The sequence below is a fragment of the Candidatus Poribacteria bacterium genome, assembly GCA_026702755.1.
Lineage (GTDB): Bacteria > Poribacteria > WGA-4E > WGA-4E > WGA-3G > WGA-3G.
Genome location: JAPPBX010000031.1, coordinates 79318 through 95859, shown reverse-complemented (window position 1 = coordinate 95859; position 16542 = coordinate 79318). Strand labels below are relative to the sequence as shown.

General features: G+C 47.9%; 16 protein-coding genes. 14 read left to right on the top strand and 2 right to left on the bottom strand.

The annotated features are described in order from the left end of the window. Positions 1 to 2 precede the first annotated feature (2 nt). The 7 genes from OXH39_06000 to OXH39_05970 all read left to right on the top strand — a co-directional run bounded on the left by OXH39_06000 (position 3) and on the right by OXH39_05970 (position 7373). A complete protein-coding gene (locus OXH39_06000) occupies positions 3 to 947 on the top strand; it encodes a hypothetical protein (GenBank protein ID MCY3549996.1) in 945 nt (314 codons plus the stop codon). Position 948: 1 nt separating this feature from the next. After that, on the top strand, positions 949 to 2901 hold the full coding sequence (locus OXH39_05995; protein MCY3549995.1) for an ABC transporter substrate-binding protein: 1953 nt from the start codon (positions 949 to 951) through the stop codon (positions 2899 to 2901). 157 nt (positions 2902 to 3058) lie between these two features. Beyond that, entirely contained in the window at positions 3059 to 4045 is a 987-nt protein-coding gene (locus OXH39_05990; protein MCY3549994.1) for an ABC transporter permease, read from the top strand. Between the two features lie 144 nt (positions 4046 to 4189). After that, the gene (locus OXH39_05985) at positions 4190 to 5272 is read left to right on the top strand and encodes an ABC transporter permease (GenBank protein ID MCY3549993.1); all 1083 of its coding nucleotides are present in this window, start codon (positions 4190 to 4192) and stop codon (positions 5270 to 5272) included. Between the two features lie 165 nt (positions 5273 to 5437). Next, entirely contained in the window at positions 5438 to 6265 is an 828-nt protein-coding gene (locus OXH39_05980; GenBank protein ID MCY3549992.1) for an SDR family NAD(P)-dependent oxidoreductase, read from the top strand. Positions 6266 to 6484: 219 nt separating this feature from the next. Then, complete coding sequence (locus tag OXH39_05975) at positions 6485 to 6850, top strand: STAS-like domain-containing protein (GenBank protein MCY3549991.1); 366 nt, start codon at positions 6485 to 6487, stop codon at positions 6848 to 6850. Further along, the gene (locus tag OXH39_05970) at positions 6840 to 7373 is read left to right on the top strand and encodes a PIN domain-containing protein (GenBank protein ID MCY3549990.1); all 534 of its coding nucleotides are present in this window, start codon (positions 6840 to 6842) and stop codon (positions 7371 to 7373) included. The genes OXH39_05975 and OXH39_05970 overlap by 11 nt, the downstream gene beginning before the upstream one ends. Positions 7374 to 7454: 81 nt before the next feature. On the opposite strand, the gene OXH39_05965 is transcribed toward OXH39_05970, so the two are convergent. Next, a complete protein-coding gene (locus tag OXH39_05965; protein MCY3549989.1) occupies positions 7455 to 8375 on the bottom strand; it encodes an acetamidase/formamidase family protein in 921 nt (306 codons plus the stop codon). A 405-nt stretch (positions 8376 to 8780) separates the two neighbouring features. On the opposite strand from OXH39_05965, the gene OXH39_05960 reads away from it, so the two are divergent. Next, positions 8781 to 10223 (top strand): trypsin-like peptidase domain-containing protein, encoded by a 1443-nt coding sequence (locus OXH39_05960; GenBank protein ID MCY3549988.1) that lies wholly within the window; start codon positions 8781 to 8783, stop codon positions 10221 to 10223. A gap of 79 nt (positions 10224 to 10302) precedes the next feature. Here OXH39_05960 and OXH39_05955 read toward each other — a convergent pair whose 3' ends face one another. Then, entirely contained in the window at positions 10303 to 11127 is an 825-nt protein-coding gene (locus tag OXH39_05955; GenBank protein MCY3549987.1) for a hypothetical protein, read from the bottom strand. 144 nt (positions 11128 to 11271) lie between these two features. Here OXH39_05955 and rsmI point away from each other — a divergent pair, with 144 nt between their 5' ends. The 6 genes from rsmI to OXH39_05925 are packed head-to-tail and all read left to right on the top strand — an operon-like array spanning position 11272 to position 16412. Then, entirely contained in the window at positions 11272 to 11973 is a 702-nt protein-coding gene (gene rsmI, locus OXH39_05950) for a 16S rRNA (cytidine(1402)-2'-O)-methyltransferase (GenBank protein MCY3549986.1), read from the top strand. Further along, positions 11960 to 12898, top strand: coding sequence for a 3-hydroxyacyl-CoA dehydrogenase family protein (locus tag OXH39_05945; GenBank protein MCY3549985.1), 939 nt, complete (start codon positions 11960 to 11962; stop codon positions 12896 to 12898). Before rsmI ends, OXH39_05945 begins: the two co-directional genes overlap by 14 nt. After that, on the top strand, positions 12891 to 13592 hold the full coding sequence (locus OXH39_05940; GenBank protein ID MCY3549984.1) for a TVP38/TMEM64 family protein: 702 nt from the start codon (positions 12891 to 12893) through the stop codon (positions 13590 to 13592). The genes OXH39_05945 and OXH39_05940 overlap by 8 nt, the downstream gene beginning before the upstream one ends. A gap of 40 nt (positions 13593 to 13632) precedes the next feature. Further along, positions 13633 to 14403, top strand: a complete 771-nt coding sequence (locus OXH39_05935; protein ID MCY3549983.1) for a L,D-transpeptidase family protein — start codon at positions 13633 to 13635, stop codon at positions 14401 to 14403. Between the two features lie 12 nt (positions 14404 to 14415). Beyond that, positions 14416 to 15393, top strand: a complete 978-nt coding sequence (locus tag OXH39_05930) for a Gfo/Idh/MocA family oxidoreductase (GenBank protein MCY3549982.1) — start codon at positions 14416 to 14418, stop codon at positions 15391 to 15393. Between the two features lie 41 nt (positions 15394 to 15434). Continuing rightward, positions 15435 to 16412, top strand: coding sequence for a DMT family transporter (locus OXH39_05925; GenBank protein MCY3549981.1), 978 nt, complete (start codon positions 15435 to 15437; stop codon positions 16410 to 16412). Positions 16413 to 16542: the final 130 nt, after the last annotated feature.

The window sequence follows — 16542 nt, the reverse complement described above, 5'->3', positions numbered from 1 at the left end:
TGATGTCAAAACAAAAGATGTCTCCATCTGAACTCTCAGCGTGTAGAAAACGGCTGGAGCAAGTGTGGAAAAGCCGAATCGTGGACGAAGGGTTGCTCCATCAGGCATGGCGTGACGCGCAGGAAGTGGCAATACTCCTTTATAAGGAGTTCGGTGCAACCCAGGTCGTTATCTTCGGCTCGCTCACGGAACCGATGTGGTTCACGAAGGGGTCGGATATCGATATTGCTGTGTCGGGACTCTCCAATGATCTATATGATAAGGCATACAAAAAGATTATGGATTTCGATTCGGAATTCAAAATAGACATAATTAATTTTGATAGGTCAAAGGGACTTTTCCGGGAACGGGTGAAATACCAAGCGATTCCTATCGAACGAGGGGTGCGACCAGTATTGTGGAAGAGGCTTTATGAACATCTTCAACGGCAGGTTTTCCCGACCGAGGATGGAGAAATTTACGAAATGAACCGAAAAAGGTTGACACAACGCATCAACGATGAACTTTCAAAAATAGAATCTACCGTTGGTGGAATCGCCAAGGCGTTGGAAGATATTGAAGTGCTCCCCGTTGCCGCCAGACCATATATACAAGAATCAATTGCAAAAAAACTTGCTGATGTCTATAACGGTATAGAGAACATTTTTAAGAGAATTGCCCGCCAGGTGGATAGGCACTTACCGACTGGGGATAGTTGGCATAAGGACCTACTAACACAAATGACAGAACAGAGACCGGAACGTCCTCCTGTAATTTCTGAAGATATCTTTCGCCGATTAGACGATCTCCTGAAATTCCGTCATGCGTTCAATAATATCTATGCCGAAGAATTGGTTTATGAAAAAACCGAACCGCGTGCCAAGTCAATTGACCAACTATTTACAAGCGTATCTGAAGACCTCAGTATATTCACCGATTCCCTCGCTAAACGTGAGGAGGACGCTTGAAATGCATAAAACAACAGGAACTTTCCAATCTGCCCTGAATTATATTAAACTACTGTTCATCTTACCCATTCTTATTCTTGGGTGTTCAGGCGGTCAATTAGAAGACACCTCCGATTTTCCAAGTGGGGTTGAGGCGAAAGAGGCACCGATGTGGGCAAAACAGGTCGAGGCGGGTAAACTCCCACCGCTTTCAGAACGGCTCCCCCAAAATCCGCTCGTTGCTAAAACCGATTACGACGGATACGAACGTCCCGGTCCATACGGTGGGACATGGCACCGGTTTCACACACATCCGGATTTAGGGACGTGGAAGATGACAGCAGGGTATGCACCCCTCATCCGATGGAAATTTGATGCCTCTGGTCTGGAACCCGGTCTTGCCGAAGCGTGGGAGTTTAACGAAGACGGCAGTATGTTGACCTTACATCTCCGTAAAGGGGTCAAATGGTCGGATGGACACCCTTATACATCAGCCTCATTTGCTTTCTATTATGAACTCTGTCTTGATGACCGGCACAAGTACAGCCCACCGGTTTGGTGCAAGGTAAACGGCATCCCGATGGAGGTCGAAACTCCTGATGACCACACAATTGTAATGAAATTCGCCGGTCCCAACTGGCTCGTACCGCTTTGGCTGGCAACCGGATTTTGGTGGTGTAATCAGTATAACATTCCCAAACACCACATGATGCAGTTTCATCCAGATGGCAACGCCGAATATGCCGATTTCATTCAATTCGAGAAAGCGAACATCCCACATCAGAACCCGGAGCGTCCAACGTTGTGGCCCTGGCGGGTGATAAAATACGAAAAGGGAGGCTTCCGCGTTGAATTGGAGCGCAACCCGTATTACTACGTCGTTGATACACTCGGCAGACAACTCCCTTACATCGACAGGGTCAAGACAAGTTTGGTTCCCGAACCCCAAGTGCGCGTGCTCAAAATCCTCGCTGGCGAAATCGACTGCCAGTACCGTGGGATGGAACTCCGTGATCTCGCACTTTATCTGAAAGGACAGGAGAAGGGCGGTTATAAGGTTCGCCGATGGAAAAGCACTGCCGGAGCGCAACCTGCTATTCTAATTAATTGGACTGCCCCCGATCCTGTCTTAAGAAAAATCATCCGCGACCAACGATTCCGAAAGGCACTCGCTTATGGCATTGACCGTGTGAAATGTAACGAAATCGCATGGCGCGGCTTGCTGGAACCGCAGGCGGCAACTGTCAGCCAAGAAGGGTGGCATTTTGCCGATGAGGATGGGCAAGCTCTCTTTGAGGAATGGAAACGAGCCGACGCTGATTTTGATATTGATGCGGGAAACCGTCTCTTAGATGAAATGGGACTCACAGCGCGTGATAAAAATGGTTATAGGCTGCGTCCAGATGGGGACCCGATTGAAATACTCATGGATGTACCAAGTTCCAATCTTAACAGCCAAGAGAATGACATCGGGTTGATTATTCAGGACGGATGGGAGGAACTCGGCTTAAAAACGCTGCTCTACACACCTCCGGGTGCCGAATTGAGTTTACGTCGCACACTCGGCAAATTCACAATCAGTATGCACGGTGAGGCGGAAATGGATCTCTTTACGTATCCCGATTGGGTGTTTCCGACACTCCCGAAGTACTGGCACCCCAAGGTAGGGAAATGGTATGAAACAGACGGTGAAAAGGGCGAACCTGCCACCGGACCTCTAAAAAAGTTGCTTGATTTATACGATGAGATTAAGCGCGAACCCGATGAAAAACAGCGACATCAGTATGTCCGGGACGCCGTCAGGATTCATATTGATGAGGGACCCTTTCACCTCGGTTCTGCAGCGCGTTCGCCATCGCTCTTGGTTGTAGCGGATCATTTTCACAATGTGCCTAACGACGGCATTTTAGGACCGTGGGCAATTGTCACACCCGCGACCAGTTATCCTGAACAGTGTTGGCTGTCTAAGGAATAGTTATCAGTTGTCAGTTCGGCTAACCTGCTCCGCAGGTTAGCCTTTCAGTAGTCAGTTAAGATGGACTTTCTGTATATCAAACGGATTCCATTAAATGGGTGCCTTAACTGAAAACTGAAAACTGGTAACTGACAACTAATAAGAAGGAGATACACCCATAATTACCTATATCATTCGCCGATGTTTGATCGCAATTCCGACACTCTTGGCGATTTCTATTATCTCTTTTATTATTATCCAGCTCCCGCAAGGCGATTACCTCGACCGAGAAATTCAGCGGTTGGAAGAGGAGTTTGGCGATAGCAGCTCACTGGCACATGTTGAAGAATTACGGGCACGCTACGGCTTGAACGAACCTTTGTGGAAACGCTATTTTATCTGGATCGGTGGTTTTGTACGTGGCAACTTCGGCGAGTCGTTTGAATATAGGCGAGAAGTTCACGAACTGATATGGGATAGGATAGCCTTTACCCTGATGATTTCTGTTGGATCGCTCATCTTTACTTATGTTGTTGCTATCCCACTCGGTGTCTATTCCGCAACGCATCAATACAAGTGGTCGGATAACTTTCTCACCTTCCTCAGTTTTGTCGGGATGTCAATACCAGCGTTTCTCTTAGCACTATCGTTGATGGTATTTGCGTTTGACATCTTCGGTGTTCCCCTGTTTGGACTGTTCTCCGCTTACTATGAGGGCGCACCGTGGACCTGGGGCAAACTGAACGACCTTTTCAAACATCTCTGGATTCCTGTCATCGTTGTCGGGATTAATGGGACAGCAAGCCTAATGCGGATTATGCGCGGCAATTTGCTTGATGTTCTGGGACAACCTTTCGTCCAAACGGCACGAGCGAAAGGACTTAAGGAAATCGTCGTGGTGAGTAAACATGCGGTGCGGATTGCGATCAACCCACTCATCAGTATTTTAGGAATGAGCCTACCGGGCATTCTCTCCGGTTCAGCGATTGTCTCAATTGTCTTGGGCTTACCGACAGTCGGACCGATTCTCTTGCGCAGTCTATTAAACGAGGACATCTATCTCGCGGGGACGTTAATTATGATGTTGAGTCTCCTTTTAGTTATTGGCAACCTGCTTGCAGACATAGCCCTCGCTTGGGTGGATCCGAGGATTCGCTATGAATGATTTTTAATTTTACCTTGCGGAGTAATAACGTCTGTTAAGTCTATGATGTGCATTTCACCTATCCGCCCTCCACATGTAAAGCAAAGACAAATTATGCCATTTAAGGCATAATTTCATTACGGGCTACACAATTTGGATTAATATATGGAACCTACAATTGAGACTGGGGAAGAAGTTAAAGATGCAGGGGAAGTAGGACAATTAAGTTATCGTCAACTCATCTGGCGACGGTTTCGCAAAAATCGGATGGGGCTTATCGCTGGTGTCCTCCTGCTGCTCTTCTATATTCTTGCGATCGGTGCAGATTTCTTCGCACCCTATCACTATAACGAAATTAACATGCGACTGCGGCACGTGCCGCCCCAACGCCTCCATTTCTCAGTCGAAGATGGCTTCTATGTGCACGGGTTAAAATCTGTCCGCAACCCAGAAAGTCTTGAGTTAGAATTCACTAAGGATTTAACGCAGCGGCATCCCGTTGAATTCTTCTTTAAGGATGCGGAGGGCAGAAGACATTTCTTCAGTTCCGCCGGTCCCATGTTCCTGTTAGGTACCGATCGGATGGGACGCGACCTGTTTTCACGGATCATGTACGGCGCGCGCGTCTCAATGACGCTCGGCTTGGTCGGTGTGTTTCTGAGTATCGTCCTCGGTTCTATCCTCGGCACGATATCTGGATACTGGGGCGGATGGGTGGACAACCTGATCCAACGTATTATTGAAATCCTTTCGGCATTCCCGGACATCCCACTGTGGATGGCACTCGGTGCCGCACTGCCACCCGGTTGGTCGAGCATCCAAATCTACTTCGGAATTACGATCATTTTGTCGATTATACGTTGGGGTGGTTTGGCACGACAGGTGCGCGGTAAGGTCTTGGCGTATCGGGAGAGCGATTTCGTGATGGCAGCACGCGCCGCAGGCGCGGGACATTGGCACATCATCACAAGGCACTTATTACCCGGATGTTATAGCCATATCATCGTTATCGCCACGCTCGCTATCCCCGGTATGATCTTGGGCGAGACCGCTCTCAGTTTCTTGGGATTGGGCATCCGTCCCCCGATGACGAGTTGGGGTGTTCTGCTGGAAGAGGCACAACGCGTCACCGTGCTGCTCCATTATCCGTGGCTCATTTTCCCTGCTGTTCCAGTACTCATCGTCGTCATCGCTTTCAACTTCTTAGGAGATGCCCTCCGCGATGCCGCGGATCCATACTCAGATTAAAGGTAGTAGGCACACTCCGTGTGCCGTTCACAAAATTGTCCAACTTATCTTTTCACTACATTAGACACACGCCGTGTGCCGTCTCGCCCCCCAGGCCCGGTAGGTGCGGTTTGGAACCGCACCGGATTTTAGGTAGAAACCTTAATTGACACTTATGGAGAAAATATGCCAACAGATAAAGACCTTGGATTTTTCGCAACAGACGTTTCATTCACAGACAAGTCCGCAATCGTAACTGGCTCCAGTCGAGGCATCGGGCGCGCAATCGCCATCGAATTGGCACGCCAAGGTGCCGACGTGCTTATCAACTACAACCAAAACCGTGATGCCGCTGAATCCGTGCAACAAGAGGTGGAAGCACTCGGCAGGAAAGCGGTTATCATCCAAGCCGACATCAGCGACCTTGATGCACATGAAAGATTGCTTAACACCGCACACGATGCCTTCGGAAAAGTTGATATCCTCATCAATAACGCTGGTATCACCCGCATCGCTGATATTCTTGAGGAGACCCCGGAACAGTTTGATCTGATCGTCAATACGAACCTCAAGGCAACCCATTTCCTCACACAACGCGTCGCAAACTACATGGTAGCAAACGAGATCCGCGGGTGCATTATCTACACGCTCTCGATTTCCGATATCATGGCATCCGACAACCGTACAGCCTACTGTATCTCAAAAGCAGGATTGGAGATGAGCATGCGTGCCTTTGCTGGACGATTGGCGGCGCACGGGATTAAGGTCAACGGCATCGCTGCAGGGGTGATTGATACGGACCTCTCGCGCGTCCGTATCCCGGATTATGAGGAGGCGGCGGAGAAAGGCTACATCTTTATGGTCCGCGCGGGTGCGCCTGAAGATGTTGCACACGCCACCATTTCTGCGATGAAACTTTACGATACGGGGGTCGTCCTCCCCGCTGCTGGCGGCGTGATGACACCGTTATTGAATCTCAGATCTATGGCGGAATTGGATATGAATAAATCTTAGAATGGCTATTATAACGCAAGTTGTTCCTCACACGAAACTGTGAGATAATTTTGGAAGTGTGGAAGAATGGGCAAGATTTAACGAATACCAAAAATACTTATGATTAATAAAGTTTTTCTCGCGTATTTCTTTGGATTTCTCGATTTTTTGTGATATGATATTACTAAAGTTTGGACAGTTTACATCTATTAGGACTTACACATTTTTAAGGTGATAATTATGTCAGAAAATATTAGAATATCCATGTTTGAAGTCGTGGGCAGCCCTTTCTGCGTTGCTTCCGACGATGGCGAGAAGGTTCATAAACACCTTGCCGCTGCGCTGAGGGCGGATCAAGAGGTTGTCCTCTCGTTTCACAACGTCACAGCATTAACAACGCCTTTCCTCACTGCTGCAGTTGGTGAATTGTACGGAACATTCAGTGAGGAAAAGATCCGTTCTCTACTGAAAGTGGAAGATATAGCACCAGACGACCTCGCTTTCCTGGACCGCGTCACTCGTAATGCCAAATTGTATTTCAAGGATCCGCAGAGATTCAATCAAATATTTCAAGAGGTGTTAGAGGATGATGACTATGACATATAAGGCATCTGATGTCCGGTACTATAACTTCACCCCACAAGATAAACTGTTTCTGGATTCTAATATCTGGTTGTATCTATACGGACCGCCGAAACGGAGATCTTATTGGCGGTCTATCTACGCAAGCGTCTTTAACCGTATTTTGAGAGCAAAAAGCCGAATTTATATTGATGTGCTTGTTGTTTCAGAATTCATTAACGCTTATGCTCGGTTGAAATGGAGAGATGCCTCATCCTATCCGAACACCTTCAAAACTTTTCGCAGCAGTTCGTATTTTAAACCAGTTGCTGAAGATATTGCTGCTGATGTTGAGTTAGTTCTGAGTTCTTGTTCAAAGGTAGAAAGCAGCTTCAGAGCGTTACCAATGAACGCTCTGCTCGCTGATTATGCCACCGGTAATTTAGACTTTAACGATCAGGTCATAACTGAAATCTGCAAAAGCAACGGATTCACCTTAATAACAAACGATGGCGATTTTAAAACTCAGGAAATCGCGATCCTGACCGCGAATTCTAATCTTCTTTAGGCAGATAAGAAATAGTAAACAACAATCTCAATTGTTTCGCCAAATGCAGCACAGTTTTCGTTTGATGGCACGCCAAACACATTACATAATCCCGATATCTTGTAATATCGACTTTTTGATTTTGCAGACCATCGTATACGCTGGATCGAACACGTTACCCATATCGTACTCTACCGCTTGTCCTAAAAGGATGTGTGCTGCACTTTTCTCCAAACCGAGTTCACCCAACCACCGGAGTAGTTCCGTCGTCGCGTGCTGCACTGCCTGATCTAACGGACGCGCGTTGCCTGCTGTCAGGATGTAATCACTATTTTCGGCGCGGGGCCAGTTGATGCCTTTCCCTTTCAGCACTTCAACCGTAAACTGAACGTCGAAAGAGATTTCGATACCGGTCCCGACGATTTCGCCGTCACCCTGCACGGCGTGTCCATCGCCGAGGTAGAAGAGCGCGCCGGAGACAAAAACGGGAAAGTAGACGGTGACACCTTCCTGAAAACCGCGATAATCCATATTTCCGCCGTGTGTAGAGGAGGTAGCTGTCGAAATCGCCTGCCCACGAGGTGGTGCCACTCCGAAACATCCGACCATCGGTTCAAGCGGCAGTGTGAGTTTACCCAACTGCGTCTCTGGGGTCATCAATGTCGCTGTCCATTTCTCTACATCCACGTGCCACTCTGCGAGACCGCCTTCCGGCATCTCGGATGCTACATAGTGCGGATCCAAAACATTGGGCGCAACGACCATAGCCGTCCGTCCGATCGAACGGTTCGGGACGATCCGATCGAAATGAACGGATAGTGTATCCCCCGGTTCTGCCGATTCGATATAAAAAGGACCCGTCTGTGGATTGCCTCTTTCAGTGACCTGTGTATCGTTGGCATCGTACCCTGCGTTGTCCACGGTAGTTGTGAAGACGGTGTCGCCGCTCTCGATATGGAGTACCGGTTCATGCGCGCCAATCGCCGTATAATAGACCGTTGGTTCAAAGTGATGTGTCGCCATTTCTCAAGTTCCTCTCCTACTTAAGACTATTCGATGTAGTTTACAAGTTTTTGGAGTTTGTTATGTAAAAGTGTCAATAATATATCAGATTTGAGAAGCACCGTCAAGAGCTGCTATTTTATAGATGCCATTATTATGGGAGTAAAATCTTCAATGAAAGTCGATTAAAATCCGCGTCATCCGCGTCATCCGTGTAATCCGCGATTCAGACAATTAGTACTTGTAGCACCCAATTACAGTAGAACCCGTAATTATTTGCACACGCGGAGGGAACTGTAGGGATTGCGTTTCCCAACCCCTATCCGCTTATGTTTAATCGGCTTTAAAAAATGATTTGACATCTCTACACCGCTGTGCTAAACTCTTAAAAAAATAAAAAACGTTCCAAAGCAGAAAAGGATGATCATGAAACAAATTTTTAGAAGTGTGGTTAGAAACTACACAAGCAGTGCAATTTTGGCGATGTTCCTGCTCTTTACGCTGGTTATAAACGCCAATGCCCAACACGATTGGACAGAACAGGTTGCCGCCTACAAACCGATGGTGGTAAATGTCGAAACCTCCTCAGAGGTCGTCTTTGAAACGGAAGTGAAGGGCACAAATTTTGCCACCGGTTTTGTTGTGGATGCGGAGCACGGTATTATCGCCACGAACCGCCATGTCACCGGCAGCAGCCCTTCTTACGTCAAAATTAACTTTCACGACGGTAGTTTTACGGAAGCGCGCATTCTCTACTACGATCCGACACACGACTTCGGGTTTTATCAAATTGATCCTGCCGAGGTCGATTTTGAACTCAAGGCGGTTGAACTCGGCGAATGGGATTCCCTCTCTCTTGGTGATGAACTTTTACTCATTGGGAACAACGAGAAAGAGGAATATACCATCAAATTCGGAAGAATTACGAACCTCAATGTTAACAAAGGGGACCGGCATTCCAGTTACATTCACACCACGTTTGACCGGACGGGTGGCTCAAGTGGAAGCCCCGTCTGGAATACCGAAGGCAAAGTTATCGCTATTCATGCGCGCGGCACGGATACCTCCAGTTTTGAACTGCCAATCGACTATCTCTACGATGCGCTTGAATTGATTCGGAACAAAATGTCAATCCAACGCGGCGAAATCGGTGTGGATCTGGAACTCGTCTCTATTGGTGAAGCCATCAAACATTTTAATTTTCCCGCCGCTCTGCGAAAAGAGATTGGTCCCTCCAAAGCCGGGACACCCAAGGTCATCCAAATTGAATCCATTGTCCCGCGGACGACCGGTGAAGCCGACCTTCGCGCATCTGATATTATCTATCGTATCAATGGTGAACTTATCAAGGACGATCTCTATACCTTCGATGCTGTCCTGAATCAGAACGTTGGAAAAAGCGTCAATTTAGACCTCTATCGGAATGGGGAAAATCTGAGCATTGATGTCCCTGTGGAAGATTTGGAGGCAAAAAAGGTCAGTCGTTTTGTCAGGTTTGGTGGCGCGATCTTTCACGATATTACACCGCAGCTGCGTCGCATACTTTTTTTGGAAGCCGACGGTGTTTATTTACCCCATGCCGTTGCTGGTAGTAGTTTCTCGCGGGTCGGTTTGCAGGAGCGGAATGGGAACTCTAAGGTCGTTATCCTTGATATAAACGGAAAACAGATCCGTAACTTAGACGACTTCATTGAGGCGTGCAAGACGATTACCGATGGACAGCACACTTATGTTGTCGTTCGTGATTTCAATCTATTCGACAGTTCGCCGACACCGAAAAGTTTAACGGTCAATCTCAAATTTGGTCCATTGCAACAATTTGAATGGAGTCAAGAGGTATTGGACTGGAAAGAGACAGGTGATAAATAGTTTTCAGTTGTCAGTTATCGGTTGTCAGTTAAAAGAGACCTGGACTTGGGTGTAGCACATCTTAACTGATAACTGACTACTAAAGACTGATGGTTATCCCAATAAAATCCGATGTGGAGGGCTTCTCAAAAATTCGGGCGTAGTTGATACCAACCCCTTTCCACGCAATGCCTATTCCGGTTGTCAAGACACCGTTTGAACTACCGAGACGGATGTGGAGTACTTGGAGGGGATGCCACTCCGCACCGATGTATAATTCAGGTGTTTCGCCTGCTGTGGGGACAGCGACATCGACTGAAAATTCGCAAGGCGCGCTTTTCAACCAGTGTTCCGCGTAACGATAGGCGATACCGAGCGTCAGCCATTGAATACCAAAGCCCTCCAGATTCTGAGCGAGACACCCAAATTTGAAATCTGGGTGTGGTTTGAAAAGGACTCCGAGATCGTACGTCGTCTCGTAGCCGAAAAATTGATAGACATTGGAAGGGTGTCTTCGCTTGAACTTAAGACTCAATCCGGCTGCAGCATACGGACCGAGTTGGCGAGCGATCCCATAATAGTTGAAATCAGGAACGCCACTGTCAACACCGATCGCGATTTTGTTTCCCCAAAAAAGGCTATAGCCGCGGTAACTATAGCCGATCCCTTTTGGGTCAAATCGGTACTCACTTCGGTCATGAAACTTATTGACCGCGAAGAGTTTCACACCTTGCCACTGAATTAGTCCGGCAGGGTTCCAAAAACCTGCACTGGCATCGTCGGCGACAGCGGTGAAGGCATTGCCCATACCTAAAGCCCGTGCCCCAACGTAGAGCGGGCGTGTCGATTCAAATGGGAGTTCCGTCTTGGCACATACTGGCGTTATCAACCACAGAAGACTTATGATAGCGTAGGTCGTTTTCATTGTCGTTAATTTAGCATGGAACGCCCAATATAGCAAGGGGAGTGGTAGTCAGTAATTGTCAGTCGTCGGTTAAAAAGAAATACTTAGTATGAGTCAGAACCTCTTTAACCGACAACTGATAACCGATAACTGATAACTAATAAAATGAACACGCCACCCGGCACACTTTACCTCGTGAGTACACCGATCGGGAATTTAGAGGATATTACCTTGCGTGCGCTACGCATCCTTGAAGAGGTAGACCTCATCGCTGCTGAGGATACGCGTCAGACACGTCGCCTGCTAACGCATTATGATATTCAAACACCACTGACAAGCTACTTTGAAGGTAACGAGCAATCAAAATCTGATAAACTGATTGCACGCTTGCAAACAGGCGAAGCAATTGCCCTTGTTTCAGATGCTGGTACGCCTATTATTTCCGATCCGGGGTATCCGCTCCTACGCGCATGCATCGCCGCAGAAATCCCAATCGTTCCCATTCCCGGTGCATCAGCAGCCATCGCCGCAGCATCCATCTCTGGGCTGCCCTTACACAACTTTACCTTTGAAGGTTTTCTCTCTCCAAAATCAGGGAAAAGAAAACGTCAATTGAGTGCCCTCGCTGCTGAAGGACGAACGTTAATTCTTTTTGAGTCCCCGCATCGACTCTGTCGTTTCCTTGAAGATGTTCTTGAAGTGATGGGTGAACGCGACATCGTTGTCACGCGCGAGTTGACGAAACAGTTTGAGGAGATCTTCCGCGGACAGGTCAGTGCTGCATTGGAAAAATTTCAGAGTACCACACCGCGGGGCGAATTTACGATCGTTATTGCCGGTGAAAGGAGAAAAAGTGACAATTCATAACATTTCCCACATCGCAGTCATCGGCGCGGGCTTGATGGGACACGGCATCGCGCAAGAGTTCGCAAGTGCAGGCTATCACGTGCGTTTGCATGATGTCACCGACGAACAACTTCAAACGGCACGCACGCAAATAGAGAAAAATCTCGATGTGCTTGCAGAAAATGCCGTTATTGAAAAGGGGAGTATCCCTTCAACGCTGCAGCGGATTCAGACTGCCACCGAACTCGCAACAGTCGCCGAAAATGCCGACTTTGTTATTGAAGCCGTCACTGAGAATCTGCCACTCAAGCAGCAGATATTTGAAGAATTAGATGCGATATGCCCGCCCCACACGATTCTGGCAAGCAATACAACAGCATTAATGCCGAGCCAAATCGGCGTAAACGCGAAACGCAAGGATAAGATACTCAATACCCACTATTTTAATCCACCCTATCTGATTCCATTGGTTGAACTGATTCGCAGTCCCGATACCTCTGATGAAACAGTTGCTGTGACGTTTGAACTCCTAACGGCTATCGGTAAAACCCCGGCAATTATTGAGAAAGAGGCGCTCGGTTTTGTCGGCCCGCGGTTGCAAGCCGCCCTGATTCGTGAAGCGTTCTCTATTGTAGAGCGAGGCATTGCCAGCGCAGAAACTGTGGACCTCGTCGTACGGAATAGTTTCGGACGAAGACTCAGTGTCGCCGGTCCCTTTGAGGTTTTTGAACTCGCAGGTTGGGACCTCGTGCTTGCCGCCTTTGAAGAGCTCTATAAGGACCTCAATAGTTCGGCTGACATCAATCCGCTTCTCCGACAAATGGTTGAATCAGGCAAGTTCGGTGTGAAGTCTAAGGAGGGTTTCTACGATTGGACAGATGAGAAGGTGCAAGCACTTCGGGACAAGATGAATCAGGCATTGATACAGCAGGCAAAAGATGTGTAAAGTCATAGGCAGACTCCGTTCGGTTTCCGTCCATAAAAAGCGTTTCCTTGTGTTTTTGCCTGTGATACTGGTTGGTTTAGTACTTCTCGGGGTCTACCACAAACAGGTTTGGGATTATCTTCTTGAACTCACCGCTGCTTTTCACAGTCTCGAAACAGCACGGGCGTACATCGCGAGTTATGGAGCACTTGCGCCTGTTGTGTCAGCAGTCCTGATGATTTTTCAGAGTGTGATTGCTCCTTTGCCAGCATTCCTGATCACCTTTGCAAACGGATTGCTGTTTGGTGTTTGGTGGGGCGCAGCGTTGTCCTGGAGCAGTGCGATGCTGGGGGCTACCCTCTGTTTTTTTATCGCGCGCCTCCTCGGGCGCCCTGTCATTGTTAGATTATTAAGTGAATCTGCCGTCAACACATCTGACCAGTTTTTTCAACGATACGGCAAACATGCAGTCCTCATCGCACGGTTGGTTCCAGTCATCTCTTTTGACGCTATCAGTTACGGTGCGGGACTCACTGGCATGCGGTTTTTATGGTTTGGCATTGCCACCGGAATTGGACAATTGCCAGCGACGCTACTTTATTCCTACCTCGGTGATCGCGTGACTGGAAGTATCAAGGCACTGTTTTGGGGGTTCGGGATCGTCATAGCGGTTTCAATTATAATCGGACTCGTAAAACACCGAGAAAAGCAGTAGGCGCAGTCCTTGTGCCATCGATAAAAAAACTTGTAAGGTTATGAAACTACACCTCATCATCTCCCTCAGTTTTATGATGACCTTTGCTTGCCAACTAACAGAGCCACAAAGCTTCAAAGACAAACAGCAAAGATACCCTCGCGTCCGGACAGCGTTTGAAGAAAAAGACAACCAGTTTCGCAGTCTGTTTGCAAACCAGGGTATCCCCTATCCGCCACAGAAGCTCTTTATCCGAGTCTTCAAAGAGGAAAAGGTCTTGGAGGTCTGGGCGTTTTCAACATCCGAGGCGGTTTTCAAACCTGTGAAGTCCTACCGTATCTGCCGCACATCAGGAAATTTGGGGCCCAAAAGACGCGAGGGCGACTTGCAAATTCCGGAAGGCTTTTATTATATTGATAGGTTTAACCCCGAAAGCAACTTTTACCTATCACTTGGGATTAATTATCCAAACCAAGCGGATAAGATTTTGGGTAGAAAAGGCGAACTCGGGGGTGATATATTTATACACGGCGGATGTGTCACGGTCGGCTGTGTTCCAATCACTGATGAATATATTAAGGAGGTCTATTGGTTAGCAGTTCAAACGAAATCAAATGGACACGCAAAAATCCCGGTGCATATTTTTCCAACAAAATTAGATGATCGTGCAATGTCCCGCTTACAAAACACTTTTCCAAATGATGAGACTCTGATAAACTTTTGGAAAAATCTGAGAATCGGATATAATTGGTTTGAACAGTACCAGAAATTGCCGACGATCTCAATAAATCGGGATGGCACATATCAGTTCTCGGATTCTTTAGGGGAATAGAGGAGGTTGAAAATGGTTCGTATAGGTGTAGTTGGAGTCGGTGGCATGGGAAATGGCCATTGCAACGCGCTCCCTAACGTTGAAAATTGTGAGTTTGTAGGTGTGGCTGACCTTCGTTTGGACGCAGCGCAAGCCGTTGCTGAACAGCATAAGATCCGCGCCTTCCAAGATTATCAGGAATTGTTTGCTGTTGTGGACGCTGTCGTCGTGGCGACACCGCCTGTGGCACATACACAAGTCGTCGTTGATGCCGCAGCGGCGGGTGTGCATGCGTTCTGTGAAAAACCGCTCTCCTTGACGCTTGCCGAAGCAGATACGATGATTGAGGCATCGGATAAGGCGGGAACGCATCTGATGGTAGGACAGGTATTACGCTTCTATCCTGTCCATGAACTCGGTAGACAGATGGTGGATAATGGTGACATCGGGGACATCACCTACATCGAAACCGACTACTCGGGTCCCTATAACGCCCCGCGCGGCCGTCCCGATAGTTGGTACGGCACCGTCGGTGGACTCTTGGAAAACGGTATCCACAAATCCGATCTGATTAACTGGTTCGGTGGCACGGCTCTGACTGTCGCCGCCGAGGTCGGCAGCTTTTCCGGGCATGACGATTGGGAGGATTATACTATATCTCTCATCCGTTACGATTCGGGCGCGGTCGGTATTTTGCGGTGGGGTGGTTTCCTCGGGGCACGCGGCACCAACGATACGATTATTGACGGAACCGAGGGGTCACTCCGTTTAAATATGTCAGCCGATCTCGTCTATCTCAAAAAACGCGGTGGCGACTGGGAGGAAATTGTTCCAGATCGCGAGGGACCGCACGGTGTCGTCGGTGAGCTAACCCATTTTGTTGATTGTGTCCGAGAAGATAGAACCCCTATGATCGATGGTAGGGGTGGAAAACACGCCGTAGAGGTCGTTTTAGCAACCTATCAATCTGCGAAAGAGAAAACTAAAGTCGCGCTGCCGATGGAGGAATAGAAGGACTTGGCTGGAAGAATGGAAGGGAGGAAGCATCTCGGATGGAAGGCTGGAAGGGTGGAGGGATGGAAAAGGGTTCCAACTTCCAATCTTCCAATCTTCCGACTTTCCAATCTTTCAACCTTCCAACCTTCCAATTTTTAAAGCCTATGCTTTTTCTCGCCCTCAATATCGTCCTGCTTTCCGGCTTCGGGCTTTTCCTCAAACACGCCAAAAATAACCAACAACGCTTAAACCCTATCGGCTTTATCAACTATCTCAGCGCGTTTTTCATCAGTATCTGGGTTCTGTCACAGGAGCAAGATTTTGAATTCTCAAAGCTGACCTTCGCGTTAGGTATATCAAACGGCGTGACATACGCGCTCGGATTTGAGTTGTTCACTATCGGTATCCAGCTCAGCGGGATAGTCGTCACGGCTGCGCTCGTCAGGCTGTCAATCGTATTACCGATTCTGGTGGCGATGATATTCTGGCAAGAGATTCCAAACCTGTGGCAAACCATAGGACTTCTCTTAACCTTCGTAGCGATTCCACTCCTTAGCCAGCGGGAAAAAGAGCCGACGTATGCATTCACACCTGACAAGCCGGAAGTGCCTCAAGGGTTGGGGTTCGCTATTGCTATTACAATTCTGCTGGTTACCGGCATCTCCCGACTCACCATGAAAGCCTTCAACGAAATGTGTCCTATTGATGAAAAGTCGCTCTATATGAGTCTGCTGTTCGGTGTCGCCACGGTTATCTATTTGGGGATATGCCTCTATCAGAGAACATGGCCGAATTGGTGGGAAGTCTTCTACGGCGTACTGATAGGTGTCTGTAATGTCGGTGGGAGTTGGGCGCTCCTCATCGCGTTGGATCAGGTGAGTGCCTTGATTGCCTTCCCGATGTCAAGTTCCGGTGGCGTGTTGTTCACCATGTTCGTCGGCATGGTATTCCTCCATGAGCGACTGAGCCGAACCTCCCTTATCGGCGCATTCCTGGCAATGATCGCATTGATTTTTGTCAATCTGAAAACGTGATGCAGTTTTTTGAATTTATGTAATTTGGTGGATATTTCTTTTTTCTGTATAATATCAACAAATTTGATTCCTATGTTTTGCGTTAATCGCGATCCAACGTAAATTCACTCAAATGGATGACAAGAACGCT

Bases quoted from the DNA above. Each gene is read 5' to 3' on its own strand.
- OXH39_05930 (MCY3549982.1), top strand. From the start codon at position 14,416: ATGGTTCGTATAGGTGTAGTTGGAGTCGGTGGCATGGGAAATGGCCAT.
- OXH39_05955 (MCY3549987.1), bottom strand. From the start codon at position 11,127: ATGAAAACGACCTACGCTATCATAAGTCTTCTGTGGTTGATAACGCCA.
- OXH39_05975 (MCY3549991.1), top strand. From the start codon at position 6,485: ATGTCAGAAAATATTAGAATATCCATGTTTGAAGTCGTGGGCAGCCCT.
- OXH39_05925 (MCY3549981.1), top strand. From the start codon at position 15,435: ATGGAAGGCTGGAAGGGTGGAGGGATGGAAAAGGGTTCCAACTTCCAA.
- rsmI (MCY3549986.1), top strand. From the start codon at position 11,272: ATGAACACGCCACCCGGCACACTTTACCTCGTGAGTACACCGATCGGG.
- OXH39_05980 (MCY3549992.1), top strand. From the start codon at position 5,438: ATGCCAACAGATAAAGACCTTGGATTTTTCGCAACAGACGTTTCATTC.
- OXH39_05970 (MCY3549990.1), top strand. From the start codon at position 6,840: ATGACATATAAGGCATCTGATGTCCGGTACTATAACTTCACCCCACAA.
- OXH39_05965 (MCY3549989.1), bottom strand. From the start codon at position 8,375: ATGGCGACACATCACTTTGAACCAACGGTCTATTATACGGCGATTGGC.
- OXH39_05935 (MCY3549983.1), top strand. From the start codon at position 13,633: ATGAAACTACACCTCATCATCTCCCTCAGTTTTATGATGACCTTTGCT.
- OXH39_05985 (MCY3549993.1), top strand. From the start codon at position 4,190: ATGGAACCTACAATTGAGACTGGGGAAGAAGTTAAAGATGCAGGGGAA.
- OXH39_05940 (MCY3549984.1), top strand. From the start codon at position 12,891: ATGTGTAAAGTCATAGGCAGACTCCGTTCGGTTTCCGTCCATAAAAAG.
- OXH39_06000 (MCY3549996.1), top strand. From the start codon at position 3: ATGTCAAAACAAAAGATGTCTCCATCTGAACTCTCAGCGTGTAGAAAA.
- OXH39_05995 (MCY3549995.1), top strand. From the start codon at position 949: ATGCATAAAACAACAGGAACTTTCCAATCTGCCCTGAATTATATTAAA.
- OXH39_05960 (MCY3549988.1), top strand. From the start codon at position 8,781: ATGAAACAAATTTTTAGAAGTGTGGTTAGAAACTACACAAGCAGTGCA.